Raw genomic sequence first — 26737 nt, 5'->3', positions numbered from 1 at the left:
GAGGAGAGATGCGCGTGCGCACACGCGCGTGCCGCACGACGGCGGCCTCTTTCTCACGACTCTCAGGAAGGTCCCTCTGGAACGTTCCTCAGGAAGTGGAGTGGTGGTCGCGTCGTGTCAGGCGGCGAGAACGAGCCCGGCGGCGGCCGGCGGCCCGCGCCTGATCACCGTGTGCTGGAGTGCCGCGGTACGCGGTCGGGGCGGCGCGAGCGACGTCCCCAGTGGGGCGCAAGGTCCGGCCTCGGGAACCCCCGGCAGCCCCGCGCGCAGGGCACGCACCAGCGCGAGCGCCCCGCGCAGGGATCGTACGAGCGCCCCGTCCGCGACCGAATGCGCCGAGTACGCGGACAGTTCCACGAGCCGCAGCAGTGCGAGGTCCCCGCGCCGCAGCAGCCATCCGGCGGCGACGGCGGCGAGGACGTGGCCGAGGAGCATCGGCAGGGAGGGCAGCACGGAGGGCAGCACGGAGGATCCGGCCATGGCCTCGCTCGCGTGGTGCGTGCCACCCGTCGTCCCGGGGCCGGGATAGAGCTGTGCGTCGGTCAGGATCCGCTGCGCCTGCGCCGGACTGATCGCCGCGGCGGTGGTCCCGCACAGCAGCCGCGCGGCCTGCTGGACCAGAGCGGTGTCGGACGCCGGCGGCATCGACGACATCGTCATCGTGGCCGTACCGTGCTGCCCGAGCCCGAACAGCACATGCAGCACGCTCTGTCCGACCGCGAGCAGCGTCGCGATCCCCGCCAGCGAACGCTCGCGCCCGGCGAGAGGTGCCACGACGAGAACAACCCCGACGAACCCCGCGCCGAGCGTCCACAGCGGAACCGTGGCGCAGGAGGCGATCGAGTGACCGGCCGCGGCCAGCACGACGCAGACCGCGGCGAACACCGCGGCCCGCAGAACCCGGAGATCGACTCCGGAGCGCGCGTGGGGGGCAGTCATGGCGGGCTCATCATCGCACTGGGCTTATGAGCGCCATACGGCAGGCCCACAAGATGACGTACGGGGTGTACGACCGGAAGGTCACTTCTGGTGCGTACTGCCCCACATACACCGTTCGTTGCGCCGGGCGCATCGTCCGTATGGGCGGCATCACGCCGAGGATGTGCTTACACCCGGTCATGCGTGGCAATACGTAACGGTATGTCGAGCCGCAGCCAGGAGGCTGGAGCATGAGCATCTGGTGGTCACTCCATTTGCGGCGCGAGGCTGCGAGCGTTCCGCTCGCCCGGCGTCTGCTGCTCGGCACCATGGAGACCGCGGGCGTCGACCCGGACGTCTCCTACGATCTCTCCCTCGCCCTCAGCGAGGCCTGCGCGAACGCCGTGGAGCACGGCGGGGAGAGCGGACTGCAGGACTCCACGGCGGCCTACCGGGTCACCGCCTACCTCGACGGCGAGAAGTGCCGCATCGAAGTCACCGACTCCGGCCCGGGTTTCTCGCCCGTGCGGTCGCCCCGCCCCACCCCCATGGAGGCGGAGAACGGCCGTGGCCTGTGTCTGATCCACGAACTCGCCGACCACGTCCAGATCGGGAACAAGCCGGGCCGTGGCGCCGTGGTGAGCTTCGACAAGATCCTCAAGTGGCGGAAGGACGCACCGCTGATGGCGGTGTGAACGGCGGGCTTCAGCTTTATCAGCATCCTCAGGTCGCGCACAGCGTCCTCTCACCGTCCTGACGGACAGGATTCCTACGTTCCTGGCCATGACGGGAAACCACAGGAACTCCAGCATCACCCGGCGCCGCGCCCTCGCGGTGACCGGCGGGACGGTCGCGGCGGGCGGGCTGGCCGTCACCGGGTACCAGTCGGCCTTCGCCGACACGACGGGCACCACGGACGCCACAGTCAGTACGGAGTCGACGGCCACCGGTGCGTGCATGACGCTCATGTCGAGCGTCACCGAGGGGCCGTACTACCTCGACGGCGCCCTGGTCAGGAAGGACATCACCGAGGGCAAGAGCGGCGTCCCGCTGACGCTGCGCCTGACCGTCGTGGACGCCACCGACGGCTGCACGCCGGTCAAGGGCGCGGCCGTGGAGATCTGGCACTGCGACGCCTGGGGCTACTACTCCGGCTACACCACCGCCAACCCCGGCGGCTCCGCGCCCGCGGAGAGCGAGGACGGCTCGACCGCGAACGACAACACCTACCTGCGCGGCTACCAGATCGCGAACGCCAACGGGGTCGTGAAGTTCGAGACGATCTTCCCGGGCTGGTACACCCCGCGCACCTGCCACATCCACCTGAAGGTGCACACCGGCGGCGTGAAGGAGGACGGCACCTACGAGGGCGGCAAGGTCAACTACACCGGCCAGCTGTTCTTCGACGACGCGATCGCCGAGGAGATCTTCACGCTGGAGCCCTACTCTAGGCACTCCGGCAGCTACACGCCCCTCGACAACGACATGGTCTACGACGGTGGCGGCGCGGCCGGTGGCCTGCTCACCCTCAAGGCCGTGCACAAGACCGACCCGTCCAAGGGGTACAAGGGCTCCCTGAGCCTCGCCATCGACCCGGACGCGGAGAACACGGGTGCGGGCAGCGGTGGTGGCGGGGAGGGCGGCGGTACGGCCCCGAGTGGCGCGCCGACGGGCGGGCCCCCGAGCGGCACTCCGTCCGAAAGTGCCAGTCCCTCGGCCTCCGCGTCCTCGTAGGGTACGGCCATGAGCAGCCGCGAGGACGAGGTGCTGGCCCTGGCCGCCGTGGACGCGCTGACCGGTCAGCTGGCCCTGGAACCCAAGCCGGGCCTGCCCGACCCGCGTGACCTCGGGGCCCGCGCCACGAGCAGGGACCACTGTTCCCTGCGCTGGTCGGCCAAGGCACTCGTGCCCGGTCTCGCGGCGATGGCAGCCGCAGCCCGCCGCACCGGCGAGCCCAGCCCTCAGCTGCGCGCCGAACTGGGCGCGATCGGCCGGTGCACCGAGCACTCGGTGGGCCTGGCCGGCGGTGGCCACCGCGGTGCCCTGTGGACCCTCGGTCTGCTGGTTGCCGCTGCCGCCCTGGACCCGGGGGCGCGATCCGAGGACGTGGCCACGACCGCCAAGAAGATTGCCGCGCATCGCGACAAGCGAGCCCCGCGCCGGCCCTCCCGGGGCTCCTCGGTGTCCGCGAAGTACGGTGCCGCGGGCGCCCGGGGTGAGGCGCGGGCCGGATTCCCGCACGTCCGGCGGGCCTTGGACGCGCTGACCAGGTCCCGCAAGGCGGGCGCCGACGAGGCCGAGGCCCGCCTGGACGCCCTGCTCACTGTCATGTCCACCCTCCAGGACACCGAACTCCTGTACACAGCGGGCCCGTTCGGCCTGCGTCACGTCCAGGCGGGCGCCCGCGGGGTCCTGGAGGCGGGCGGTACGACGACGGAGGCGGGCCGCGAGGCCCTGCGCGCCCTCGACGCCGACCTCCACACACGCGCGTGGAGCCCTCGCGGCAGCGCGGGGCTGCTCGCGGGGGCACTGTTCGTGGACGCCCTTCCGGTACCGGCGGCCCCACGGCCCACCTGACGCCGCCGGACGCCCCGTCCCCGCGGACGGGCTGGGGCCCCGTCCCCGCGGACGGGCTGGGCACCCGCCAGTGCACGAGCGCGCGACTCGACGCCGGTGGCCGCCCGCGGGCGGCCCCGCCTGATGCCGCCCGATGCCCATGCACGCCCGCCCGACGTCGGCCAGCGCCCGAGCACGCCCCACCCCGCCCCCGTCACCGCACAAGCACCCCCCGCCCCACCGCGTCCCCCACCCCCGTCTCCGCTCCCCGCCCCGCGGCCCTCCTGGTCGCCGGGCCCATCGCGAGCGACGCCACCAGCGTCGCTCCGCCGAGCAGCAGCCAGCCCGGCGTGCCCCACTCCAGGAGCAGGGTGGTCAGTACCAGCGGGCCGAGCGTCCGGGCCACCGTCACCCCGGTTCCGAAGAACCCCTGGTACTCGCCGACCCGCTCGGCCGGGGCCAGGTCGAAGGAGAGCTGCCAGGACCCCGCCGACTGCCCCATCTCGGCCACCACCTGCAGCACCGCCCCGACGACCAGCGCCCCCACCGCCACCCACGGCGAGGCCCCCGCCGACAGCGCGAACACCGCGCAGGCCGCCAGCATCACCCACCCCGACCGCCGCACCGCGCGCGTGGCCGACGCGAGCCCGGTCACCCCGCGGGCCATCCGCACCTGGAACACCATCACGGCCCCGGTGTTGAGCACGAACAGCGCGGAGACCAGCCAGGTGGGAGCCGCGGTCCGCTCGGCGATCCACAGCGGGATCCCCAGGCTCAGCAGAGGCATCCGCAGCAGCAGGACGGTGTTCAGCAGGGTGATCACGGCGTACGGCCGGTCGCGCAGCACACCGGAGCCCTGACGCTTCTCCACGGACCCGCGGGGCGCCACCGACGGCAGCCGCAGCAACAGCCCCGCACACACCAGGAAGCTCACCGCGTCCACCGCGAACACCCCGAGGTACGCCGCCCGGGTCCCGGCGTGCAGCGCCAGCCCGCCGAGCCCCGCCCCGACGGCAAGACCGGCGTTGAACGTCGCCTGGAGGTGGGCCAGCAGTCCGGTCCGCTCCCCGGCGGACACCAGCCCCGCCAGCAGCGCCTGCCGGGCCGCGGCCAGCCCCGACTGCGCGGAGGCGTAGGCGCAGGCCGCCAGGACGAACGGCACGAAGTCCCGCACCACCAGGAAGGACGCCACCGCCAGCCCCGTGGCCAGCGCCAGCAGCACCGCCGTACCGCGCGCCCCGCGCCGGTCCGCGAGCCGCCCGAGCGGCACTCCCACCACCGATCCCACCGCCCACCCAACGGTCAGCCCGAGCCCCACACTCGCGGGGTCGAGCCCGACGACGTGCGTGAAGTACAGCGCCGACGTCACGTAATAGGCGCCGTCGCCGACCGAGTTGCTCAACTGGGCGAGCGCCAGGACACGTTGGGGCCCCGCGGGCGGGACGAGTGAGTTCGTCATGACATCGACGCTAGAAGCGCAGTGGGCTGCTCGGCAGACCCAATAAAGGGACCTTTCAGTGGCCCAATTCCAGCGCCCGGACCAAAGCTTCCAGCGCCTCCGGATACGCCCCCTCCCGAGGCGTCCCGTACCCCACGACGAGCCCCTGGCGACCCGTCCCCGCCGTATGCCAGTGCTCCCGGAGGGCCCCCACCGCGAGCCCCTCGGCCGCGGCCCGTTCCAGCACCGCCGCCTCGTCCCCCACCTCGACCAGCGCGTGCAGCCCGGCCGCGATCCCCTGGACCCGCCACCGCGCCCCCAGCCGCTCCACGAGCCGGTCCCTGCGCCGCCGGTACCTGAGCCGGCACGCGCGCACGTGACCGTCGTAGGCGTGCGTGCGGATCAGCTCGGCGAGCGCCAGCTGCCCGATGGTCTCGGTGCTGTGGTCGCTGTGCAACTTGGCGTCGGCGACGGGTCCGACGAGGTGCGGCGGCAGCACCATCCACCCGAGCCGGAGCGCGGGCCCGAGTGTCTTGGACGCCGTCCCCAGGTAGGCGACCTGTCCCGGAGCCATCCCCTGGAGCGCCCCGACGGGCTGCCGGTCGTAGCGGAACTCCCCGTCGTAGTCGTCCTCGACGACCAGCGCCCCACGCGCGCGTGCCCAGTCGGTCAGCGCCCGCCGCCGCGAGGGGTGCAGTGTCACGCCGGTCGGGTACTGGTGGGCGGGAGTGACGACGACGGCCGCGGGGTCGCCCAGCGCGTCGACCTCGACGCCCCGCTCGTCGACCGGCACCGGCACCACCCGCCCGCCGGCCCGCCGTACGACCTCCCGGTGGAAGGGCAGCCCGGGGTCCTCCATGGCGACGGTCCCGCCCTCCAGAACCCGCGTGAGCAGCGCGAGCCCCTGCACGGCCCCGGAGGTGACGACGATCCGTTCGGGAGAGGCCACGACCCCACGGGCCCGCCCGAGATACTCCGCCAGGGCGACCCGCAGCTCGATACGGCCCAGGGGATCGCCGTAGTCGTACGCGGAGACGGGCGCGGTGGCGACGGCCCGCCGTACGGCCCTGAGCCAGGCGGCGGCGGGGAAGGCGCCGACGTCCGGACTCCCGGGCCGCAGATCGAAAAGCGGCGCACGCGTGTGTGCACCGCTTCGAGGGGGACCGGCTTCGGCGGCGGGCAGAAGGGCCACGACCGTCCCCGACCCCTGCCGGGCGGTCAGATACCCCTCGGCGATCAGCTGGTCGTAGGCCGCCTTCACGGTCCCCCGGGACACCCCCAGCTCCTCGGCGAGCCGCCGGGTCGCGGGCAGCCGGGCGCCCGGAGCGAGCCGCCCGTCCCGGACGGCGTCGCGCAGGGCCCGCTCGAGCCCGGCACGACGCCCGTCAGGAGAACCGATGTCGAGATGCAGGTCCACCGCGACCTGCTCGGTCACCTCTTCCGCGACCTGCTCGGTCACCCCTTCAGGGAAGCCATCCAGGCCTCGACCTCGTCGGACCGCCGGGGAAGGCCGTCCGAGAGGTTCCGGTTCCCCCCGTCCGTCACCAGGATGTCGTCCTCGATCCGCACCCCGATGCCCCGGTACTCCTCGGGCACGGTCAGATCGTCGGCCTGGAAGTACAGCCCGGGCTCGACGGTCAGCACCATCCCGGCCTCGAGGACCCCGTCCACATACGACTCCACGCGCGCGGCGGCGCAGTCGTGGACGTCCATGCCCAGCATGTGCCCAGTCCCGTGCAGCGTCCAGCGCCGCTGGAGCCCCAGCTCCAGCACCCGCTCCACCGGCCCCTCGACCAGCCCCCACTCCACGAGACGCTCGGTGAGCACCCGCTGGGCCGCGTCGTGGAAGTCCCGGTACTTCGCACCGGGCTTCACGGCCGCGATCCCGGCCTCCTGGGCGTCGTACACCGCGTCGTAGATCTTCTTCTGCACAGCGCTGAAACGGCCGTTGACCGGCAGGGTCCGCGTCACGTCGGCGGTGTAGTACGTGTGCGTCTCGACGCCCGCGTCGAGGAGCAGGAGATCACCGGAGCGCACGGGTCCGTCGTTGCGCACCCAGTGCAGCGTGCAGGCGTGCGGCCCGGCCGCGGCGATCGTGCCGTAGCCGACGTCGTTGCCCTCGACGCGCGCGCGGAGGAAGAACGTGCCCTCGATGTACCGCTCGGAGGTGGCCTCGGCCTTGTCGAGGACCTTCACCACGTCCTCGAAGCCCCGCACCGTCGAGTCGACGGCCTTCTGGAGCTCCCCGATCTCGAAGGCGTCCTTGACGAGCCGCGCCTCGGACAGGAAGACCCGCAGCTCCTCGTCCCGCTCGGCGGTGACCTTGTCGGCCAGCGCGGCCTCGATGCCGGCGTCGTAGCCGCGGACGACCCGCACCGGGCCGGTGGCCTCGCGCAGCGCGTCCGCCAGCTCACGCACATCGGACACGGGGACGCCGTACAGCTTCTCCGACTCGGTGAGCGAGTGCCGCCGCCCGACCCACAGCTCGCCCTGACCGGAGAGCCAGAACTCACCGTTCTCGCGGTCGGAACGCGGCAGGAGGTAGAGCGTGGCGGTGTGACCACCGGAGGAGGCCGGCTCCAGGACGAGCACGCCGTCCTCGGTCTGGTTGCCCGTGAGGTAGGCGTACTCGACGGAGGCCCGGAAGGGGTACTCGGTGTCGTTGGAGCGGGTCTTCAGATTGCCCGCGGGGATCACCAGCCGGTCGCCCGGGAAGCGCGCGGAGAGCGCCGCACGGCGGGCCGCGGTCTCGGCGGCCTGCGCGATCGGCTCCAGGTCGTGCAGTTCCGTGTCGGCCCAGCCGGACTTCATGCTCTCGGCCAACTCGTCGGAGACCCCCGGGTACAGGCCGTTCTTACGCTTCTTGATCGGCTCTTCCGACTCTTCCGGGTTGCTCTCCGGGGTGAGTTCGTCGGCCACGGTCATCCTCCTTGAAACGGCACTGGACCCCGTCCATCGTACGGTCGTACGGAAGGGGGCCCAGGGCCGGAAGACCTGTTACCACCTGCTACTCGAAGTGAGCCGCGAGCAGGACGACGTCCTCCTCGGAGTCCGCCCGGTCCAGGCCGTCCGGCAGCACGGCCCGCAGCACATGGTCGGCGACGGCGTCGGGGTCGGCGCGCAGTGCCCTCGGCACCCCGGCCGCCGCCGCGTGCAGGCGGGCGAAGGCGCGGTCGGTGGGGTCGCCGGTGCGGTGCAGCAGCCCGTCGGTGTACAGCAGAACCGTCTCTCCCGGTTCGGCGCACAGCTCGACGCTCGGCGCCTCCCAGCAGGTGAGCATGCCCAGCGGCGCGGACACGGAGGTCTCCACGAACTCGGTGCGCCGATCGCCGATCAGCAGCGGCGGACAGTGCCCGGCACCGGCCAGCGTGATCTTGCGCAGCGCGGGCTCGCAGTAGGCGAACAGGGCGGTGGCACTGCGGGCTGGCTCGGTCAGCCGCAGCAGCAGCTCCAGGTCGGACAGGACCGCGACCGGGTCCTCGCCCTCCATCACGGCGTACGCCCTGAGGGAGGCTCTCAGGCGTCCCATCGCGGCGATCGCGCTCGGGCCGCTGCCGGTCACCGAACCGACCGCGAGGCCGAGTGCCGCGTCCGGCAGCGGCAGTGCGTCGTACCAGTCGCCGCCGCCGCGCGGGCCGGTGCGGTGCCGGGCGGCGAGCCGGACGCCGGCGACGCGGGGGAGCCGGGACGGCAGCAGCTCCTCGGCCATCGTCGCCATGGACGCGCGCGTGCGCTCGACTTCCAGGAGCCGGGCCAGGTGCTCGGTGGCGTAGCGGACGTACAGGCCGACTAGGTGGCGGCGGCGCTCGGAGGGTTCGGCGGGTTCGTCGTAGAGCCACACGGCGGCACCGAGGCGGCCGGCGTCGTCGGTGGACAGGGGGAGCGCGTAGCAGGCCGCGTAGCCGAGGCGGGCGGCCACCTCGCGGTGGCGCGGGTCGAGGCCGTCCTCGGCGAGCAGGTCGGGCTGGGCGATCTCGCCGTCGCCGCCGGGCAGTCCGTCGAGGATGCGGCCGTACGACATGGCGCTGCGCGGCACGGTCTCGATGTGTCCGAGGTCGGCGCGGGCGAGTCCGAGGCCGATGGTGGTGTCGGGGCCCAGACGGTCGTCCGGTTCGAGGACGACGAGCCCGCGCCGGGCTCCCACCAGGGCGGCGCCGGCGCGCAGCAGTTCCTGGAGGGCTTCGGACAGGGCGTCCGTGCGGACCAGGCGTTCGGTGAGTTCGTGCAGGGTCGTCAGATCGGAGACCCAGCCGGCGAGCCGGTCCTGGAGGAGGGCACCGGGTGCGTTCGGTACGGGGACCGCTGGGGTACCCGGGGCGGCAGGCGCGGGCGCGACAGTGTGTGCCGGTGCGGGAACCGTTGAATCGATTCCAGCCACTTTCGAAGGGTGAGGGGCGTTCATGGTGTCCGGCTTTCCGACCGGTGCGTATTGCTCAAAAGCATCGCAAACCCCCATGTCATTCTGCGCCGCTAGCAGTGTCTCCACATGTACACGCACTCGTAAGGAGATGTCCAGCATTGTCCTGCTGGGATTACTGGTGTCCGTGAGCAACTGGTGGAGGGTGGGTCGATGGGCAAAGTTGGCTTAAAACTGCTTCGGGTTACGGTGTATTGAGGTCGACTGGCCTTGCTCCACAGAGCGTCACAGCGGTCGTGATGGGTACGTACTCGGTAAGGACCAGGGGTGGTGGACCGTCACCCGGAACCTGGTGACCGACCCGGGCGTCTTAGCCACCGACGATCGTGCCCCATCCTCCCGTGGCGGAGGCGGAGAGAAATACGCGGGACGGCAAACGCCAGACTTCGCCACCCCCCGCCACGCCCATGCTTTTGATACGCAGTATGGGGTTCCCCTTGTCTCGGACAAGGGTGTGATGCGCCAACAGGTACGCACAGTGAAGTGATCGACACATGGTGTGATGTGGTCCTCGGTGTTGCCAGCGGTGCAACGGAAAGGAACGAGCGCTCATGCGCGAGATCCTCGGAAGGCGACGCAGGCTCCTGTCCCAGCGCAGCGACGGAAGGCCTGAATTGTTCAGCGCGGCCCTGACCTTCGCCAAGGAATGGCAGTGGCCGGTACTCCCGGGTGTGGCACCGGACCCGGAGGGCCGGGCCCGCTGCGGATGTCCCGACCCGGAGTGCACGGTCCCGGGTGCCCACCCCTTCGAGCCGGGCCTGCTCGCGGCCACCACGGACGAGCGCATGGTGCGCTGGTGGTGGACCAACCGCCCGGCCGCGCCGATCATCCTGGCCACCGGTGGCAGCGCCCCCTGCGCGGTCAGCCTGCCGGCCCTCCCGGCCGCCCGCGCCCTGGCCGCCCTCGACGCCCAGGGCATGCGCCTCGGCCCGGTGATCGCGGCGCCGACCCGCTGGGCGATCCTGGTCAAGCCGTACTCCCTGGAGCAGCTGGGCGAACTGCTGTACGCCCAGGATCACGTCCCGGGCTCCCTCCGCTTCCACGGCGAGGGCGGTTACCTCGCCCTGCCCCCGTCCGAGACCGGGCACGGCGACATCACCTGGCAACGGGCCCCGCTCCCCGGCTCGGCCTCCCCCTGGGTCCCCGATGTCGAGGCCGTGGTGGACGCCGTGGTCGAGGCCCTCACTCGTACGGGTGTGAGCGCACCCGAGTTGTAGGGGTGTCGGGCGCGGGCTGAACCGGGTGCCCGTGATCGGTCGTTATCGTCCGCTCCATGCTGCGTCATTCCGGGGGACGACCCCCAGACCCCCGATGGGTTCGTCTGCTCGCTCTGTCGGGAGTCGTGGTGTGCGCCGTCGTGCTGCCCCTGGCCGTGGCCTCCGCGGGACAGGTGGGCGACGGCGGCCGCACGGTCGTACGCGATCTCGTGCGCTCCTCCGCGGCACATCCCGCCGTACGGCCTTCCGCCGAGCCCTCCGGGGTACGGCCTTCCGCGGCCGATGACCACAAGGCGCCCCTCGCCGCCCCCGGCCGTTCCCCGCTGCTGCTCGGCGTGGGACTGGCCACCGCCGCGCGCTGCGGGCCCGAACTGACCTCCGCCGACGGCATCGAGGCGCAGACCTGTGTGCTCACGCAGGGCGAGGAGACCTGGGCGCGGACCTACTACCGCAACGCGACCGGCGCCGCGCTGGACGCCGCGCTCAGCTTCATGGGGCCCGGCGGACGCACTGTGCAGTTGCACTGCGCGGTCGGCGCCGGGGACGAGCCGGACAGCTGTGAGACGCCACGGCAGCACACCCGGGGGGCGCCGGCCGACTACACGGCGGTCGCGGAGTTCGCCCGGCGGGGCAGCGGACCCCTGCTGCTGCGGGCCGGGAGCAACTCCGGGGAAAACACGGGAAGTTGACGCCCGACGACGTTCCGTAAAGCGGCCCGGGCACAGAGAGACCCGGTTGCTGGCGACGGGGGATGCACCAGCAACCGGGCTACTGGAACCGTAACAAGAGATCGCCCGTTCGCAAATTCGACCGCGGCGCTCCCTGGCTGATTCGGACACCGATTCACCTTCTCCTGAGGGAAGTTGTGAACGGAGTCGGTGGTTCCGTGAGGGTTCGGTGCGACTGACCGGCCGGTCAGCCGCACCGGTTCCGTCAACTCAGCGTGACCTGGCGGTTGGTGAGGCCGCCACGGGCGCGGCGCTCGTCGGCCGTCAGCGGTGCGTCCGTGGCCAGAGCGCCCGCGAGGCGCTCGGCGAACTCGGCGGCCGGCTTCTCGATGTCCTCCGCGGTGACCCCGCTCGGCAGGTCCCAGACCGGGACGGTGAGGCCGTGGGCACGGAAGGAACCGACGAGCCGGGTGCCCTCGCCGAGGCTCGACCTCCCGGCCGCGTGCAGGCGCGCGAGCGCGTCCAGAAGTTGCTCCTCGGGATGCGGCATCACCCAGCGCAGGTGGTTCTTGTCCGGGGTCTCGCACCAGTAGGCGGCGTCGACTCCGGTCAGCCGGACGGTCGGGATGGCCGCGGCGTTGGCCCGCTCCAGGGAGGCGGTCACCTCGGGCGTGGCGTTCTCCGCGTCCGGGACCCAGAACTCGAAGCCCTCGTGCACAACTGGCTCGAACGCGCCTTCGGGATCGAGCAGGTCCTGCAGTCGCGGACCGTCGGCGGGAGCGCGCCGGCCCTCGACCGGGGTGCCGGGGGCCGCCGTGAGCGCGCGCTGGAGGGTGTCGGCGAGATCGCGGCTGATGTCGCCGGACGCCGTGTCGTTCTGCAGACCGAGCAGGACCGAGCCGTCGTCGCGGCGCAGGGCGGGCCAGGCCATCGGCAGGACGGTGGCCAGCGTGACCGACGGGACGCCCTCGGGCAGGCCGCTCCTGAGGGTCAGTTCGACCGTGGCGGCGGGGACCAGCTCGCGCAGGGCCACCCAGTCGCCCTCGCCGGCCAGGCCCTCGAACGGGCGGTGCACCAGCTCGGTCGCGGCCTGCGCGGCGGCCCGGCCGTGGCAGGCCTTGTAGCGGCGGCCGCTTCCGCACGGGCAGGGTTCGCGGGCGCCGACGACCGGAATCCGACCATCAGCGCCGACGGCGTGGGCGCCGTCCGTGCTCTGCGGGCGCTTGGCCTTCGTCTGGGGTCGCTTCTTGGCCATCGTGGCTGTCTCCCGGTTACGGCTCGTCTCGTACGGGCGCGAGCCTAGCCGCTCGCGACGTGGCCGACGGGAGCCTGTGGACAACCACCGGGTGTCCCTCGCGGACGCTCCGTCCGGGACGCCTCAGCCGAGATCGTCGAACGCGTCCGAGAAGTCCAGGTCGGGTATCGCGACCGACGGGGCCACGACACGGGTCGCGAAGTCGGCGCGGCGGCACCCGGTGTCCGGATCGTGAACGTCCGAGCGGACGATCACCCAGACCGTGACCTCGCCCCGGGCGTCGTCCCTGACGCCCCAGTCGTCGGCCAGCGCGGTGATGATGTTGAGCCCGCGGCCGCCGTGTGCGGTGACCGAGGGCGTGGCCGGAGCCGGGCGGGTGGGCCCACCGCCGTCCGTCACCTCGACGGTGAGCCTGCCGGTGCCGTCCACCCGCCAGGCGGCGCGGACGTCACCGTCCCCGGCCAGGGCGTCGCCCAGCGGCCGGCCGTGCTTGCACGCGTTGCTCAAGAGTTCGGAAAGAATCAGTACGGCGTCGTCGATGACCGAATCCGCCACGCCACCCCTGCGCAGCTGCACGCGCATACGGTGTCTCGCTTCCCCCACGCCCGCAGGGCCATGGGGTACGGCCATGCTCGACGACGTCGGCACCTCCTGTGCCACCACAAACGCCACCCCCGAGACCTCCTTCGCCCCACGCCACGGTGTGGATGCCCCATTGGCCTGTACCGGAAACCGGCCAGTCACCTTCCGCCGACGCATTCGTCACGGTCGAACACGCACCGAACGCGCCGGGGCACACCCTGTGACGGAGAGGACGTCAGCGGCCCAGCTGGTCGAGCACCGCGCGCGGGCGGTTGGTGATGATGGCGTCGACGCCCAGCTCGACGCAGAGGTCCACGTCCTCGGGCTCGTTCACGGTCCACACGTGCACCTGGTGGCCCGCCCGCTTCAGGCGCTCGATGTACCCGGGGTGATTGCGCACGATCCGGATCGAGGGCCCCGCGATCCGCACCCCCGCCGGAAGCCGGCCGTCCCGCAGTCGCGGTGAGACGAACTGGAGCAGATAGACCGTCGGCAGGTTCGGCGAGGCGGCACGCACGCGGTGCAGCGACCGGGCCGAGAAACTCATGACCCTGATCGGCGACTCGGCGGCCGAGGCGGGGGCGTCCAGGCCGAACCGCTTCAACAGCTCGAGCAGCCGCTCCTCGACCTGGCCCGCCCAGCGCGTCGGGTGCTTGGTCTCGATGGCCATCTCCACCCGCCGTCCCGCGTCGGCGACGAGTTCGAGCAGCCGCTCCAGGGTGAGCACGGAGGTGTCCTCGCGGTCCTCGGGGCGGTACACCCAGTCCGGCTCCTCGTCCCGGGTGCGCCAGAACTCCCGGGTCCTGCGTGAGCCGAAGTCGAGGGCGGCGAGGTCGGCGAGCTCCAGGGCGGAGACCGCGCCGCGGCCGTTGGACGTACGGTTGACCCGTCGGTCGTGGACGCACACGAGATGACCGTCGGCCGTGAGGCGTACATCGCATTCGAGGGCGTCCGCCCCGTCCTCGATCGCCTTCCGGTAGGCGGCGAGCGTGTGCTCGGGAGCGTCTTCCGAGGCTCCGCGGTGGGCGACGACTTGAGTCAGCTGTTGCCGTGCGTGGGTCACCGCGTCATGGTGCCACCGCACGGGGGTACGCGTGCGAACGGAGGCATATGGATTGCGCCTCATTTGTCTTGCATGGCCTATATAAAGAGCAGCCGCAGACCCACAGGGACCGCTTATGGTGCCCTGACGGCCTGTGGGAAAAGCTGACGGCATACAAAAGGACATGCACAGCTGACGCACGCCGGACACGAATGCGGCCTGGCCGGGCGTGACCGAGTGCGACCGACAATCGACAGCCGTGGACCGAGGAGAGAAGCTGTGAGCACCGAGAACGAGGGCACCGCGGTACCCCCCGCCCCGTCCGCACCCCCCGTGCCGGTGGACGCTCCCGCGGCTTCGGCACACCAGGCCTCCGACGCGGGCGCCTCCCCCCAGGCCCCGCAGCACACCTCCGTCGGTGGCCAGGACCCGGAACTCGTGCACGCGGGAGCGGCTCCGGCGTACGCCTCGGCGGAGGGGCAGCCGCACGGTGGCGCGGGCGGTCCCGAGGGCGCCTGGCCGCCCCCGCAGCCGCCGCAGGCTCCGGGCACCCCGTCGTACGCCGACGGCGGTGCGGGCGGTGCCGGTCCGACGGGTGTCTGGGGTGAGGGCTACCAGCAGCCCGCGCCGAAGCCGAAGAGCGGCCGCGGTGGTCTCGTCGCCGCGATCCTGGTGGCCGCGCTGGTCGCGGGCGGCCTCGGTGGCGGTCTCGGCTACACCCTGGCCAAGAACAACGACAACGGCTCCTCCACGACCCTCTCCGCCTCCGACAGCGGCGGCAGCGTCAAGCGTGACGCCGGCACCGTCGCGGGCGTGGTGCAAAGGGCCCTGCCCAGCACGGTCACCATCGAGGCGGAGTCCACCAGCGGCGAGGGCGGCACCGGAACCGGGTTCGTCTTCGACAAGCAGGGCCACATCGTCACCAACAACCACGTGGTCGCCGACGCGGTCGACGGCGGCAAGCTGACCGCCACCTTCCCGAACGGCAAGAAGTACAACGCCGAGGTGGTCGGCCACGCGCAGGGCTACGACGTGGCGGTCATCAAGCTCAAGAACGCGCCGGGCGACCTCAATCCGCTCACCCTGGGCAACTCCGACCAGGTGGCGGTCGGCGACTCCACCATCGCGATCGGCGCCCCCTTCGGTCTGTCGAACACCGTGACGACGGGCATCATCAGCGCGAAGAACCGCCCGGTGGCCTCCAGCGACGGCAGCGGCAGCAACGCCTCCTACATGAGCGCGCTGCAGACGGACGCGTCGATCAACCCGGGCAACTCGGGCGGCCCCCTCCTGGACGCGCACGGCAACGTGATCGGCATCAACTCCGCGATCCAGTCCACCAGCGGCGGCGGCCTCGGCGGCACCAGCCAGTCCGGCTCGATCGGCCTCGGCTTCGCCATCCCGATCAACCAGGCCAAGTACGTCGCCCAGCAGCTGATCCAGACCGGCAAGCCGGTCTACGCCAAGATCGGCGCGTCCGTCTCCCTGGAGGACTCCTCGGGCGGCGCGAAGATCACCACCGAGGGTGCCGGTGGCTCCGCCCCGGTAGAGGCGGGCGGCCCCGCCGCGAAGGCCGGCCTCAAGCCCGGCGACGTCATCACCAAGCTGGACGACCACGTCATCGACTCCGGCCCCACCCTGATCGGCGAGATCTGGACCCACAAGCCCGGCGACAAGGTCAAGATCACCTACGAGCGCGACGGCCAGACCCACACGGTCGATCTCACCCTGGGCTCCCGCACCGGCGACAGCTGACCCCACCCGCCCGCCCTGGACCCGTTACTCTGGTCCCCGCGCCACGATCACCGACGGCGCGGGGTGGGTTGCCCGAGCGGCCTAAGGGAACGGTCTTGAAAACCGTCGTGGCGCGAGTCACCGTGGGTTCAAATCCCACACCCACCGCAGCAGGTCAGAGAAGTAGCAGGTCAGAGGGCGTGCTCCCGCTTCGGGGGCACGCCCTCTCTGCTCACCCTGTCTCACCCCGAATCGGGTCTGTACCGCCTCTGACCAGTGTGTGTGGGCCATACGTGGGCCAGGATCAGCGTTCGTCCTCGGCCTGTAGCCCCAGCTCGATGAGGCTGTTGGCGCGGGCCGAACCACCTTTGAGGATCTTGGCGTAGAAGCGGTAGAGCACGGTGAGGCTGTGGCCGGCCCTGTGAGCGACCTCCACCGGGTCCACTCCCGACTTGATCCAGAGTGAGATGCCGGCATGGCGCAGGGAGTACGGCACTTCGGCTAGCGCCGTCTTGACTTCATGTGGGGTCAAAACGGCTTTCCGCGCCTCTGCCCAGATGTCGCAGTACTCAGTTGATGCGACTCGTCCGCCGCGTGCTGCCCGGAACAGTCGGCCGTCAGGGGCAGCCCCGAACTGTGCGATGTGCGAGCGAACCATCCGCACGTACACGGGAGGGATCGGTACGGCTCGCACGGTCTTCCGGGCGCGGTGTTTCAGGCCTCGCTGGTCGTGTGACTTGCCGCTGTCGGTCCATCCCGCACCTACCTCCGGATGGCTCTCCGAAAGCAGCATCTCGCCCCATGCATTGGGCTCGGTCTCCGGTGGCAGTTCGAAGTCCTGCTCTCGCAGAGCCACCGCTTCGCCAGGGCGTGTGGCTGCGTAGTAGATCGCCCCGAAGAACGCTTCCAGGTGTTCGCCCCGAGTCCCCAGGTTGGCCACCGCGGCGAGCAAGTCACGGGCGAGCCGAGGACCAGGGACGTACCGAAAGTCGACTTCATCCGAAGTGGTGGAGACAGCCCAGTCGACCGCGAGGAACGGATGCCGGGGCAGTAGGGCGCGCTCCTCAACGGCGTACCGGAAGGCGTTGCTCAGCACCATGCGCTTGCGGTTGAAGGTGTTCTCCGCCGCAGGCTTCCCATTCAGCAGCTTGGAGAGGGCCGTGAGCGCCGCGCGGACGTGCTCCGGTCGTGCTGCTTCGTCGACCTTGAAGGAGTGCGCGGCGACCCAATCCAGAGCCTCCCGGATCTCCGGAGGGGCGTCCTCTGCGTCGCAGCGCAGCACGTATTCGCCGTTGTCCCGCTGCACGGCTCGGAAAGCCCACTGGTACAAGGCGGCCCGCAACACCTTGGGTTGGGGGATTCCCTGCTTCGTACTCATGAACGCGGGGGTGACGACAGCGAGGGATTCCGCGATGCCGGCGCGGTGCTTTGCAGCCGCGCCAGGCCACTTCATCAGGGCATACGCCTTAGCGTGCTCGTACCACGTCGGCATGGCGAGGGCGGCCAACTCCTTTGCCGGAAGCCCGGTTTCCTCGTCGAACTGCTGCCCTTCCCGCAGCGCGGCCATGAGTTCGGAACGGCGTCCATCAGCCTGTGGCTTGAGCTTGTAGCTCTTGGAATGCGGCTGTGAACCAACCCGCCACCGGAGCTCCCACGGCTTGGGCCGTCCAGAGCGCCGACGGATGGACCACACGACAACGTCGTACGAGAGCATGTCTCTCCAGATAGAAAGAGCCCGCCCCGGAGTGCGGGGCGGGCTGTGCAGGCGGTAGCTCAGGCGGCAGCGCGGTCCCCGCAGCGCTCCCACCAGGCATCGAGGTCGCTGCGACTGACCCGGAGTTGGCCGTTGGGGAGCTTCTGGAGACGGGGGGCCTGGCCCCGGGCACGCATGCGGTAGAAGGCGGCGCGGCTCATGTCGATCTCTTCGAGGACTTCACGGAGCTTGAGCATCTTGGGGCGGGCCATGGTGCGACTCCTCACCGAAGTGTCATGGCGGGGCTGTTCAGCCCCTCCTGGGAAGTCCGCTACCTCCGCTACTTCCGCTTCCGTGCAGGTCAGCGGCCTGTCGGGGGTAGCGGATGGGGGTAGCGGTAGCGGATAGCGCGGGGCCGGTAGCGGGTCGCCGTGGCGGTACCCGCTACCGGGTTTTTGCTGGTCAGTCCGTGCTTTCGGTCCCGGGTAGCGGGAGTAGCGGACTTTCCGGGGGCGGGGGGCAGTAGCGCTGCCAGGCGTCGTGCAGATCGCTGGCGTAGTAGCCCTTCAGGACGCTCCCGCCAGTCTTGATGTTGCGGGAGGCCACGGGGTCGCCATCGGCGGTGACGTAGTCGGAGAGCATCCGGGACAGCCGCCGGGAGTCGAGGGGCTTGCCGTTGAAGTCGGCCCATGGGGCGTCATCGAGGGCGTTGAGCCGGTCGAGGATGGCGACGGTGGGCAGGCGATCGATGCCGATCATCACGTGGTCGCGGAGGTCGGTGAGCAGGCGGATGCCGATGCTGCCCTTGTCGTTGACCTGTGATGCCTTGACCATGGCCACGCAGGCTTCCCGCGCCCTGCGCGGCCAGTCACCTCCGGCCGCATCGGCGATCGCGATCAGGGGTTCCCATACGTCCGCCGGCCGGTCGGCGACCCCTTCGGGCATCTCCGGGAACGCGTCGGTGACCTGCTCCTGTACCGACTCGGTCCACTTAGCGAGGTGGTCGCGGAGCTGGTTGCCCTCGCGGACGTTGATGCGGGTGCGCCACTGTTCGACGAACTCGTTGCGGGCCCGGCGGCGCATGCGGACGATGACGGACCGGGTCATGATCGTGTCGGGCAGCGAGCCGAGTCCGGCAACGGCAACAGCGCAGTACGAAGGGAAGCCCTGTACCTGCTGGTTGGCGCCATCTCCGACGCATCGGTACATCACCCGGCCGCGGGTGTGGCCGGCGTTGATGAATCCCCGGAGTTGCTCGTTCTCTCCGGCTTTGGGCCCGAAGATGGTGTCGATCTCGTCAAACAGGATCGTGGGGCGGCCGCCATCGACCCCGGACACGGAGCGGAACAGTGCGGCGGCGGACGCGTCCACGGCCGCCATGGCGCGCGGCACGAGGCTTTCGACGACTTCCAGCGCCCGCGACTTGCCCGATCCCGGCTCCGGGGAGAGGAACGCCAGACGAGGGGTGGAATCGAACGCGTCCAGCAGGTGCGCGTGTGCGTCCCACAGCGTGACCGCTACGTAGGCGGCTTCGGTGGGGAAGACGTTGAAGCGGCGGTGGAAGGCTTCCACCTCGTTGAGCAGTGCGGCCCCGTCGATGGTGTCGGTCATGCGGCGGCCCTCCCTTCCTGGGAGCTCCGGAGCGGGCAGAGGTCGCGGTGGGCTTCGTGGTCGGTGATCAGGGCGAGCACCTTGCCGCGGCCTACGGCGCTGCGGTCACGGCCGCACATGCACGTAGAGGTGGCGGTGGGCACGGCGCCGCGCGGGGCGGTGATGCGCAGCAACCCGACGATGTAGCGGCCGTCTCCGGCCTGCGGGGCAGGGCGAAGAGCTGAAGGGACGCCTGCGGCGACGACCCTTCGGGCGCCTACGGCCGCCCGGGGCGGGCCCGGTTCAGCGGCGCGCGGGCCGGTCACGGTGGCGGGTTGGCCTTCCAAAGGGAGGCGAGGTGGGGCGGTCATGCCGCCTCCCGGGCGCGGGCTTTGTGGAGGGAGCTGTCGAGGGCGCTGCGGATGGTGGAGCGGCACTCCGCAGCGGTGAGTCCGCGCCCCTCTCCCGCCGCTTGGAAGGCCTCCTCCACCACGTGGCGGGGGATGTCACCCCATGCGACGAAGCGCCCCACCTTGAAGGCGCAGCGGTTGAGGGTGATGTTGCGCTGCGACTCCGGCGCGGCGGAGACCGTGGCGCACTCGGCTTCCAGCGCGGCCAGCGCCGCGCGGCTGCCGCTGACCGCGGGCAGCCGGATCGGCGCGGCCGGCCGCAGGGGAACGGGTTCGAGCAACGCCACCAGCCACGCAGGCAGCGGGGCCACAACGCGGGAGGCGCCGATGGTCTCGTACCGTCCGGCGGGGGTGATGCTGCCCGCGGCGACGACGTAGCCGCCCCACGCGCGGGTGTCCACCAGCTCCCCGAGCGTGCCTGCTGTGTTGGGCAGGCGGATGCCGTCCGGAGCGTCGAGGTAGAGGTGCTGTCCGCCGCTTGCGGTCCGGGTGCGGTGGGTGTCGGGGACGGGGTGGCCGGCGCGCTCGCAGAGCGCTGCAAAGGTCGTGGCGCCGCTAGGCGCGTCCGAACTGCCCTTGTGGCTGTTGTTCTTGGGCATGTCGAGGTCGACGACGACCAGCCCGGAGGGGCCGGTGGCGATGCCGACGTTGTATGGGGCTCGATGCCAGGTGGCGCGGATGCGGTCGGGGTCGGTGGTGGCGCGCTGTTCCCACTTGCGGTGACCGCTCACGCAGACTCCGGTGCGGGGGCAGGCGGCTTCGCCGTGCAGGGCGGGGCGCTTGGTGCCGGGCCGGAGGGGGAAGACGTGCCAGCCGCGTGCAGCGGCTTCCAGTGCCGCGCACAGCAGCGCGGACCGGGCGTCATGGGTCATGCTGGTTGTCTCCAGTTCCTTGATGGTGACTGGCTGACAAGGGCGGCCCCGGTTCTTTGGCGAGATGTGGGGGCCGCCCTTGGCGTAGCTAGCCGTGGAAGTGGCTGCGCTTGATGACGGCTTTGCGGATGTTGACCGTGGTTCCGCCGCTGTGGCGACCGGTGCCGAAGATCTGTACGGCGATCCAGCCGCCGAAGATGACCGCGGCGAGGGTGATGAGCTGGGTGATGAACGCGGTGAGAGCGGCGATGAACGAGGTGAGCAGGACCAGTCCGCCGCACACCGCGCCGAAACCGATGCCTCCGAGTGCGATGTTCACCGCGGTGCGCGAGACGGCCGGCCGCGGAGCGAGCGGCGCAGGGGCCGGCGCGGGGGCGAGGGGGTAGCCGGTGACGACCCGGCCGTTGGGCAGCAGGATCGACTGCACCGCGGATGCCGGGTTCGGCTGGACCGGCACGAGGGGCGTGGCGGGCTGGTGCACGGTGATCGGAATGGGGTGGTGGACTTCGACGGCCGCGGGCCGTTCGAGGTGAGCCATGCGGACTCCTGTGGGACGGGAGCGGGCCCGCGCCACAGGGTGTGAGGCGGGCCCGCGAGCGGGTGTTACGTGACGGTGTGAGGGGTGTGATCGGCCCCTGTTAAGGCGGGTAACACGTGCGCCTGCCTAGGGGTTTGGGTGTTAGGCAGGCGTAACGCGTTACGGATGTCAGGCGGCCGTGAGGGCAGGAACGATCCGCCACCGACCGGTGGTGTTCGTCGCGTCCAGGCGCCCGTCCTGCGCGGCCTCCTTGAGCCGCAGGGAGACCCAGGAGCGGGACAGGCCGTGCCGGTCGCACCAGTCGGTGAAGTCCTTCGGCCCGACGACCATCTGACCGGCGTCCTCGAACTCCTCAAGCGCCTGAGCGAACAGCCGCCGCGCCTCCTCAGGGGACGGCTTGCGCCCGGCTTCCTGCCCGAAGATCGGCGCGTCATCGCCCTCCTCCGCCTCGGGGAGGTCGGCCTCGGGGTCGATATCGGCGTCCTCGGGGTCGACGAGCAGGCCGCCGTGTTCCATGTCGTCCTCCTCGGGGACGGCCCGCAGCCCGACCGGCCGCGGCGCCGTGTCGGTGTCGTCGGTGGTGCGGCCGGTGTAGGCGCGGCCGGCCACCGACGAGGCGGCGCCGGCGGTGATGGGGTCGGCGGTGGCGCCGTTGTGCTGCGCCCACGCGGCCAGTTGCTCCATGACGGGCACCGCGCGGGTGGTGAAGCGGCGGGTGCGGCCCGGGGAGGGGTAGCGGGCTTCGTCGATTCCGGGGGAGACGACGTAGCAGTAGCCGGGGCGCCGGTTGCCCCACGCTCCGGGGTGCGCGCCGGCGTCGATGACCGTCTCCGGCAACGCGAACCCTTCGTCGCGCGGGTCACAGCCGAGTGCGATCACGGACGGGAGGGAGGCGCGGGTGGAGGTGGACATCTGGTCGTAGGAGGGGCGCTGAAGCGACACGATCAGCGAGACCCCGGCGGAGCGGGCCTCCTGCGCGATGCCGGTGAAGGCGTCGTCCCCGAGGTTGCGCAGGGTGTTGGCGGCTTCCTCGAACCAGGCGACCAGGAACGGCATGCCCTCGCAGCCGCAGGCCCGGCCGTCCTGGCGGCAGGAGTGCTCGGGGTCGTTCTGCGGTTCGGCTGCCGCGGGCACCCACTGCCGGTAGCCGTGGGTCCCGAGCCAGCGGGTGCGGGCGGGGATGACCGCCTCAACGGCCGCCACCATGATTTCCGTCTGGCTGCCGCCCTCAGCGTCCCAGTCCAGACCGGCCCGGAGCGGGGCGAAGTCCTGAAACGCCTTGGGGTCGGAGAACCACACGATGACGTCACGGCGGGAGAGGACCTCCGTGAGCAGGTTCAGGGCGGCATCACCCTTGCCGGACCCGGACTGGCCCGCGATCAGGCCATGAGTGGAGTTGCGGCCCGCGTCCGGGTCACCCGGCAGCCACATGACGAGCGCGGAGCCGTCGTCGTAACGGCCGATGACCAGAGGGTCGGCGATCGAACCCCCGAGGTTGGAGGGGCCCTCCCACTGGACTTCTTCGGACAGCATGTCCTCGGGGACGATGACCAGCTCGCCGCGCCGGACGGAGCCGGGGTCGGGCGTGTAGCGCACGGCGGACGTCGGCAGATCCAGCGCGGACGCGATCCGCACCAGGGCCTTGGCGACGTCGTCGTTGGTCTGCTCGCCCGCCTGAAGGGCGATCGGCGCGGTGACCCGGTTCGGTTCCACCTTCGCCGCTCCGATCTGTGCCCGCGCCAACCCGACCTTTTCCAGCAGGCCCCCGTCCGAACTGGCCGGCGCTCCGTCGGGGTTGTGGCGCAGGACCGTGCGCACGTTCCACGTCAGCGCCACGGCGGGCCCGCCCATGAGGAACAGGTCGTCGATCGGCCCGGCCGTGGGGCCCGCGAGGCAGGCAGCCGTGACCCAGGCGGAGCCGGCGGCCGCGGTGACGGTTGCGTGCAGGCGCCGCTGGTTGCTGGTCGACTTGCCCGCCCACCAGGTCGCGCCGGTCAGCGCCACCGAGGCAAGGGTCAGCCCGACGCCGGCGGCGGCGCTCTCGCCCCACTGCCAGTGCCCCAACGCCCCGGTCACACCGGTGCCGGCCCAGCCGAGCCACGGCGGCAGGTGCGGCTTGGCCCGGTTCAGCAGGTACGCCCGTACCGTGCCGCCCGAACCCTCATTCATGCCGGCGGAAACGGCGAGCGGGTAACGCCGGCCGTCCTGGTCAGTCCACTGCTGAGCCATGACTCAACCTCCTTACTGCTGAGCCCAGTTCATGACCGGCTGGGCAGGCTTGCGGGCACGGTGACGCACCCGGTTGATCTCTTCCTCGTACTGCTGCTGGAAGGTCGCGTAGCAGGCCGCAGCGTTCTTCGCGGCGTCCCGCAGCGCGCTCGCGGATCGCTGAAGCTTCCAGGACACCTTTTTGGCGCGGATGCGGGAGCCGAAGGCCTTACCTTCTGGGTCCGGTACCGCGGCGAGGATTCCGTTGAGGATCTCGGCAGCCATGGCCACCTCGATGGACAGGGTCACCCCCGCCGCTCGCAACGAATTGCAGTAGTTGCGAACCTGCGCCGGAGAGTTGAACTCCGGGGCGGGCAGCAGAGCTTCCATATGTCCGCGGCTGCCGAAAGCTGTGGCGGTGGTGCGGTTGTTGTTGACCGTGACGTTGATCGGAGGGACGAACGAACTACCCATCGCGCCGATCAGACCTCCGGCAGCGGCGCCTGCATTAGCGAACTTACTGGTCTTGGGATCGTTGACCGGACCGCTCGCAGGCCGGCCGCTGTTGTTACGCGCCATCAGGGGTTCTCCTTAGCTCAGTGGGTGCGGCGGACGATGAGCCAGGCGGACTGCGCGACGATCAGGGCGATAAGCCAGATCAGCCCGAGCGGGCCGGCCAGCGGGCCGAAGGCGGCGGCCAGCGCCGCCCACGTGCCGGTGAGCGTGGCGAGCGCAGACAGTCCGATGCGCCAGGCGAGGGTGGAACCGTGGCCGGGGCGGCGGCGCTGCATGACGGCGAACCAGACCGCCGGCGCCACGGCGAGCGGGGCGAGGACCAGCCCGGACCACCAGCCCAACTCGTGCAGGAGGGCGGTGACGACGAGGGCGAGCAGGGCGAGGCCGGTGGGGGCGAGTGCGGCGCGGAAGCGCCACAGCACCCGCCCGAGGAAGCCGAACGCCTCGCGGGTCAGCGAGGGGCGGTCGGGGACGACGATCAGGAACGGCTGCGAGCGGCGCCCGCGCTGGTGCGGGATGCGAACGGTGTGGACACCCGCGGTGCGGGTGCGGGTACGGCTGGACACAGCGAAACTCCCAGGACAGTAGGGGTGTTCAGGCGGCGCGCTGTTCTTCGGCGACCAGGCACAGGCCGCAGATGCCGTGCGAGGTGGGAATGCAGTAGCCGACGTCCAGCCGGCAGCGCGGGCACGTGCGGCGGGCGAGCATCGCCAGCGCGAGGGCGCCCCACTTGCGGGAGGTCATCGGGCGGACCGGCAGGGCCAGGTCCTCGCGGTAGAGGAAGGCGACGCGGGCGCCGTGGTGGCGGTTGAGGACCATGACCTGTGCGGCGATCGGCTGTCCGCCGGGCCGTAAGCCCTTCGCTCGCAGCTGGCGGCGGGTGGCGTAGCCGGCGGGGGCCATGCGCCACGGGTAGGTCGGTATGCCGAAGCGGGCCCCGTTGGGGTCGAAGCACTTCGCGTAGGCGGTCGGCATCAGAGCACCGCCCCGTCAGCCTCGAACGCGGGGTGGCCGGCGTCCCGGAATTCCTGGTAGCGGGTGGACACCCACCCCACCGACCAGCCGCACAGCTCGGCAGCCGATCGCACCGGAAGTCCGACCTCGAACGCGGCCTGCACGGTCGAACGGGCACGGTCCTCGGGGAGCTTCTCCACTGCGGGCCCGGCGGCCAGCAGGGCGGCGCGTTCACGCTCGGCACGCGCCTGCCGCTCAGCCTGTTCACGGCGTTCACCCTCCGCCTGTGCGGCCCGCTCCTGCTCGGCACGCTCCGCGGCCTCGCGTTCACGGCGTTCACGCTCGCGCTCCTGCTGTTCACGCTCGCGCTCAGCGCGTTCATGCGCCTCCCGCTCAGCCTGCTCACGGGCTTCGGCCCGCTCGCGTTCTTCGCGGCGGGCCCGCTCCTCGCGTTCGGCTTGTTCGCGGATCAGGCGGGCTTCGTGTTCACGCTGTTCACGCGCCAGCAGAGCGGCATGCTCGCGCTCCTCACGGGCGAGCCGCGCGGCCGTTTCCCGCCGCTCGGCAATCGCCCGCTCGCGGGCTTCGCGCTGCGCCTGCTGGCGTGTCTCCAGCTCGGTCACGGCGGCGGCGATTGCCCGCCGGTAGGCGAGCCCGGTTTCCGCTGTGACGATCAGCAGCAGTGGTGCGACCGCGTGCACGGCTACCCCGACCAGGTCGTTGTGCAGGGCGGAATCGGCGACGTTGAGGGCGAGGGTCATGCAGCCGGTCATCCACCGCAGCACGACCGGCCACCGCCCGCCGTGTCCCCCGAGCCGGGCCAGCACCGCATCCAGGCGGACCACGATGACCACCGCGGCATCCACCACCAACGGCAGGATCGGGGCGGTCCACTTCCACTTGTCGGGGGTGTGGGCGGCGGCGAGGGGGGTGACGGTGAGGATCGAATACAGCATCGCGCCCGCCACGATCAGCCACATGCCAACTGACAGCGCACGCTCGGCTGAACGGATCTGAACGGCGTTCACGCTCCCCACCCCTCCCGTGAACGCACCTGCGTCGCGGCGATCAGCACGACCGACGAGGCGGGGTTGTCGGGGTCGTCGCTGTCCTCGGTCCACCGCCACGCAGCGCCCGGTACCGGTTCGAACCCGAGGACGCTGAGCGCGTCCGTACGCTCCGTGAACGTCGGCACCGGAAGCGGCCGGTCGAAGCCGAACTCCGGCCACGGGTCGGTGGTGTTCAGCAGCACCACGTACAGGCGCCACTGGCCCTTGAACACGGACATCTGCGCCGTCAACGTCAGGTCCGTCACGCCCCGACCCCCGAGGCGGTGACCGTGTGGTTGATCAGTTCCACCCGCGCGGCCAGTGCCCGGCGGCGGGCCCGGCGGATACGCCGCTGGTCCAGCTCGGTCGGCGTGCGGTCGAGGGTGGCGATGTGCGCGTCGAGCAGGTCGATGTCCGCGAGGATGACCGGCATCTCGCGGTCAATCGCGTCCAGCTCCGCATCCGTCGGCTCGTTCCAGTCGGCGAACGCGGTAACAGCATCCTGAACAGTCACGATGTGGTCCATTGGGTCGTGTTCCTCTCAGAAGGTGAACGGCCCGAACAGCGGCTCCCGGGTGGCACCCCGGGAGCCGCGCGCCGTTGAAGTCGGAAGATCCGGCTCCCCGCGCTCCCGCCCGTCCCCCGGCCGCAAGGCGGAACGAGGTACGGGCGGGAGAGGCAGCCGGCCGCAGCGTCCAGCGCTGCGAAGCCAGGACGGACCGGAAAGAGCAGGGGCGCCGCCGGCCGGTCCGTCGCGGCGGCGCCTCGGTATGTCGTCGGCCCATCCCGACGTCCCGCAGATCGCAGGGACACGGCTTTCACCGGTACGCCGTTGCCACAGCGAACCGGCCCCGAGCCGGGAAATCGGGCGCGTCATCGTCACTGCTCTGACGCCAGCAGGGCAGCGTGCGGCAGGTGGCACCACGTGCGGCTGACCTCCCGTAAGGAAGGGATGATCCGCGCGAGTGTTCTCCAGAGCTGACACACAGGGCAGGACACGTTCACCTGCCACTAAGTGGCTGCCAACGGCCATCACCCCGGCCGTTCGGGGGACGGGGCTCGTACCCCGTCAGAGTTGAA

27 protein-coding genes and 1 tRNA gene are annotated in these 26737 nt (G+C 71.4%); 7 read left to right on the top strand and 21 right to left on the bottom strand.

Translation table 11 applies throughout. The features are described from left to right. Window positions 1–117: 117 nt before the first annotated feature. A complete protein-coding gene (locus tag ACGFWE_RS26335; RefSeq protein ID WP_393602180.1) occupies window positions 118–939 on the bottom strand; it encodes a hypothetical protein in 822 nt (273 codons plus the stop codon). A gap of 230 nt (window positions 940–1169) precedes the next feature. On the opposite strand from ACGFWE_RS26335, the gene ACGFWE_RS26330 reads away from it, so the two are divergent. The 3 genes from ACGFWE_RS26330 (at window position 1170) to ACGFWE_RS26320 (ending at window position 3495) form a co-directional block, all read left to right on the top strand. Next, complete coding sequence (locus tag ACGFWE_RS26330) at window positions 1170–1613, top strand: ATP-binding protein (protein ID WP_352391398.1); 444 nt, start codon at window positions 1170–1172, stop codon at window positions 1611–1613. 88 nt (window positions 1614–1701) lie between these two features. After that, window positions 1702–2652, top strand: coding sequence for an intradiol ring-cleavage dioxygenase (locus tag ACGFWE_RS26325; RefSeq protein WP_393602178.1), 951 nt, complete (start codon window positions 1702–1704; stop codon window positions 2650–2652). A 9-nt stretch (window positions 2653–2661) separates the two neighbouring features. Then, window positions 2662–3495: a triphosphoribosyl-dephospho-CoA synthase gene (locus ACGFWE_RS26320; RefSeq protein WP_352391396.1), complete on the top strand. Its 834-nt coding sequence runs from the start codon at window positions 2662–2664 to the stop codon at window positions 3493–3495. A gap of 193 nt (window positions 3496–3688) precedes the next feature. On the opposite strand, the gene ACGFWE_RS26315 is transcribed toward ACGFWE_RS26320, so the two are convergent. The 4 genes from ACGFWE_RS26315 to ACGFWE_RS26300 all read right to left on the bottom strand — a co-directional run bounded on the left by ACGFWE_RS26315 (window position 3689) and on the right by ACGFWE_RS26300 (window position 9431). Beyond that, the gene (locus ACGFWE_RS26315; protein WP_393602176.1) at window positions 3689–4933 is read right to left on the bottom strand and encodes an MFS transporter; all 1245 of its coding nucleotides are present in this window, start codon (window positions 4931–4933) and stop codon (window positions 3689–3691) included. 55 nt (window positions 4934–4988) lie between these two features. Further along, window positions 4989–6329 (bottom strand): PLP-dependent aminotransferase family protein, encoded by a 1341-nt coding sequence (locus tag ACGFWE_RS26310; protein WP_352391443.1) that lies wholly within the window; start codon window positions 6327–6329, stop codon window positions 4989–4991. Between the two features lie 38 nt (window positions 6330–6367). Beyond that, on the bottom strand, window positions 6368–7837 hold the full coding sequence (locus ACGFWE_RS26305) for an aminopeptidase P family protein (RefSeq protein WP_352391394.1): 1470 nt from the start codon (window positions 7835–7837) through the stop codon (window positions 6368–6370). 82 nt (window positions 7838–7919) lie between these two features. Further along, complete coding sequence (locus ACGFWE_RS26300) at window positions 7920–9431, bottom strand: PP2C family protein-serine/threonine phosphatase (protein ID WP_393602174.1); 1512 nt, start codon at window positions 9429–9431, stop codon at window positions 7920–7922. A 449-nt stretch (window positions 9432–9880) separates the two neighbouring features. Between ACGFWE_RS26300 and ACGFWE_RS26295 the strand changes: the two genes are divergently transcribed. Continuing rightward, on the top strand, window positions 9881–10546 hold the full coding sequence (locus tag ACGFWE_RS26295) for a bifunctional DNA primase/polymerase (RefSeq protein WP_352391393.1): 666 nt from the start codon (window positions 9881–9883) through the stop codon (window positions 10544–10546). Window positions 10547–10602: 56 nt separating this feature from the next. Then, window positions 10603–11235 carry a hypothetical protein gene (locus ACGFWE_RS26290; RefSeq protein ID WP_393602172.1) on the top strand — a complete coding sequence of 211 codons (633 nt, stop codon included), beginning with the start codon at window positions 10603–10605 and terminating at the stop codon, window positions 11233–11235. Between the two features lie 244 nt (window positions 11236–11479). On the opposite strand, the gene ACGFWE_RS26285 is transcribed toward ACGFWE_RS26290, so the two are convergent. The 3 genes from ACGFWE_RS26285 to ACGFWE_RS26275 form a co-directional block, all read right to left on the bottom strand. Beyond that, window positions 11480–12469, bottom strand: coding sequence for a DUF5926 family protein (locus ACGFWE_RS26285; RefSeq protein ID WP_352391391.1), 990 nt, complete (start codon window positions 12467–12469; stop codon window positions 11480–11482). 123 nt (window positions 12470–12592) lie between these two features. Further along, entirely contained in the window at window positions 12593–13228 is a 636-nt protein-coding gene (locus ACGFWE_RS26280; RefSeq protein ID WP_352391390.1) for an ATP-binding protein, read from the bottom strand. Between the two features lie 58 nt (window positions 13229–13286). After that, complete coding sequence (locus tag ACGFWE_RS26275; RefSeq protein ID WP_352391389.1) at window positions 13287–14114, bottom strand: glycerophosphodiester phosphodiesterase; 828 nt, start codon at window positions 14112–14114, stop codon at window positions 13287–13289. A 258-nt stretch (window positions 14115–14372) separates the two neighbouring features. On the opposite strand from ACGFWE_RS26275, the gene ACGFWE_RS26270 reads away from it, so the two are divergent. Both ACGFWE_RS26270 and ACGFWE_RS26265 read left to right on the top strand, forming a co-directional pair. After that, window positions 14373–15848: a S1C family serine protease gene (locus ACGFWE_RS26270; protein WP_393602169.1), complete on the top strand. Its 1476-nt coding sequence runs from the start codon at window positions 14373–14375 to the stop codon at window positions 15846–15848. 62 nt (window positions 15849–15910) lie between these two features. Beyond that, window positions 15911–15995: transfer RNA gene (locus ACGFWE_RS26265), tRNA-Ser, on the top strand. Between the two features lie 136 nt (window positions 15996–16131). Here the strand turns inward: ACGFWE_RS26265 and ACGFWE_RS26260 are convergent. The 13 genes from ACGFWE_RS26260 to ACGFWE_RS26200 form a co-directional block, all read right to left on the bottom strand. Further along, on the bottom strand, window positions 16132–17541 hold the full coding sequence (locus ACGFWE_RS26260; RefSeq protein ID WP_393602167.1) for a tyrosine-type recombinase/integrase: 1410 nt from the start codon (window positions 17539–17541) through the stop codon (window positions 16132–16134). Window positions 17542–17600: 59 nt separating this feature from the next. Further along, the gene (locus ACGFWE_RS26255; RefSeq protein WP_306979077.1) at window positions 17601–17792 is read right to left on the bottom strand and encodes an AlpA family transcriptional regulator; all 192 of its coding nucleotides are present in this window, start codon (window positions 17790–17792) and stop codon (window positions 17601–17603) included. A gap of 190 nt (window positions 17793–17982) precedes the next feature. Then, the gene (locus tag ACGFWE_RS26250) at window positions 17983–19131 is read right to left on the bottom strand and encodes a DUF3631 domain-containing protein (RefSeq protein ID WP_393602165.1); all 1149 of its coding nucleotides are present in this window, start codon (window positions 19129–19131) and stop codon (window positions 17983–17985) included. Beyond that, window positions 19128–19481, bottom strand: coding sequence for a hypothetical protein (locus ACGFWE_RS26245; protein ID WP_393602163.1), 354 nt, complete (start codon window positions 19479–19481; stop codon window positions 19128–19130). The genes ACGFWE_RS26250 and ACGFWE_RS26245 overlap by 4 nt, the downstream gene beginning before the upstream one ends. Next, on the bottom strand, window positions 19478–20392 hold the full coding sequence (locus tag ACGFWE_RS26240) for a bifunctional DNA primase/polymerase (protein ID WP_393602161.1): 915 nt from the start codon (window positions 20390–20392) through the stop codon (window positions 19478–19480). The genes ACGFWE_RS26245 and ACGFWE_RS26240 overlap by 4 nt, the downstream gene beginning before the upstream one ends. A gap of 88 nt (window positions 20393–20480) precedes the next feature. Further along, the gene (locus ACGFWE_RS26235; RefSeq protein WP_393602159.1) at window positions 20481–20930 is read right to left on the bottom strand and encodes a hypothetical protein; all 450 of its coding nucleotides are present in this window, start codon (window positions 20928–20930) and stop codon (window positions 20481–20483) included. Between the two features lie 168 nt (window positions 20931–21098). After that, a complete protein-coding gene (traB, locus tag ACGFWE_RS26230) occupies window positions 21099–23099 on the bottom strand; it encodes a plasmid transfer protein TraB (RefSeq protein ID WP_393602772.1) in 2001 nt (666 codons plus the stop codon). A 72-nt stretch (window positions 23100–23171) separates the two neighbouring features. Beyond that, complete coding sequence (gene traA, locus ACGFWE_RS26225) at window positions 23172–23717, bottom strand: plasmid transfer protein TraA (protein ID WP_393602157.1); 546 nt, start codon at window positions 23715–23717, stop codon at window positions 23172–23174. Between the two features lie 17 nt (window positions 23718–23734). Then, the gene (locus ACGFWE_RS26220) at window positions 23735–24220 is read right to left on the bottom strand and encodes a hypothetical protein (protein WP_393602155.1); all 486 of its coding nucleotides are present in this window, start codon (window positions 24218–24220) and stop codon (window positions 23735–23737) included. Window positions 24221–24248: 28 nt separating this feature from the next. Further along, a complete protein-coding gene (locus tag ACGFWE_RS26215) occupies window positions 24249–24629 on the bottom strand; it encodes an RRQRL motif-containing zinc-binding protein (protein WP_393602153.1) in 381 nt (126 codons plus the stop codon). Then, on the bottom strand, window positions 24629–25636 hold the full coding sequence (locus ACGFWE_RS26210; protein ID WP_393602151.1) for a DUF2637 domain-containing protein: 1008 nt from the start codon (window positions 25634–25636) through the stop codon (window positions 24629–24631). Before ACGFWE_RS26210 ends, ACGFWE_RS26215 begins: the two co-directional genes overlap by 1 nt. Then, window positions 25633–25923, bottom strand: coding sequence for a DUF6303 family protein (locus ACGFWE_RS26205; RefSeq protein ID WP_393602149.1), 291 nt, complete (start codon window positions 25921–25923; stop codon window positions 25633–25635). The genes ACGFWE_RS26210 and ACGFWE_RS26205 overlap by 4 nt, the downstream gene beginning before the upstream one ends. Continuing rightward, window positions 25920–26183 carry a DUF6284 family protein gene (locus ACGFWE_RS26200; protein WP_393602147.1) on the bottom strand — a complete coding sequence of 88 codons (264 nt, stop codon included), beginning with the start codon at window positions 26181–26183 and terminating at the stop codon, window positions 25920–25922. The genes ACGFWE_RS26205 and ACGFWE_RS26200 overlap by 4 nt, the downstream gene beginning before the upstream one ends. Window positions 26184–26737 lie beyond the last annotated feature (554 nt).

It is taken from the genome of Streptomyces sp. NPDC048523 (assembly GCF_043199815.1).
Taxonomy (GTDB): Bacteria; Actinomycetota; Actinomycetes; order Streptomycetales; family Streptomycetaceae; genus Streptomyces.
The sequence above is the reverse complement of the archived record's forward strand: the minus strand, read 5'-3'. Positions and strand labels throughout refer to the sequence as shown.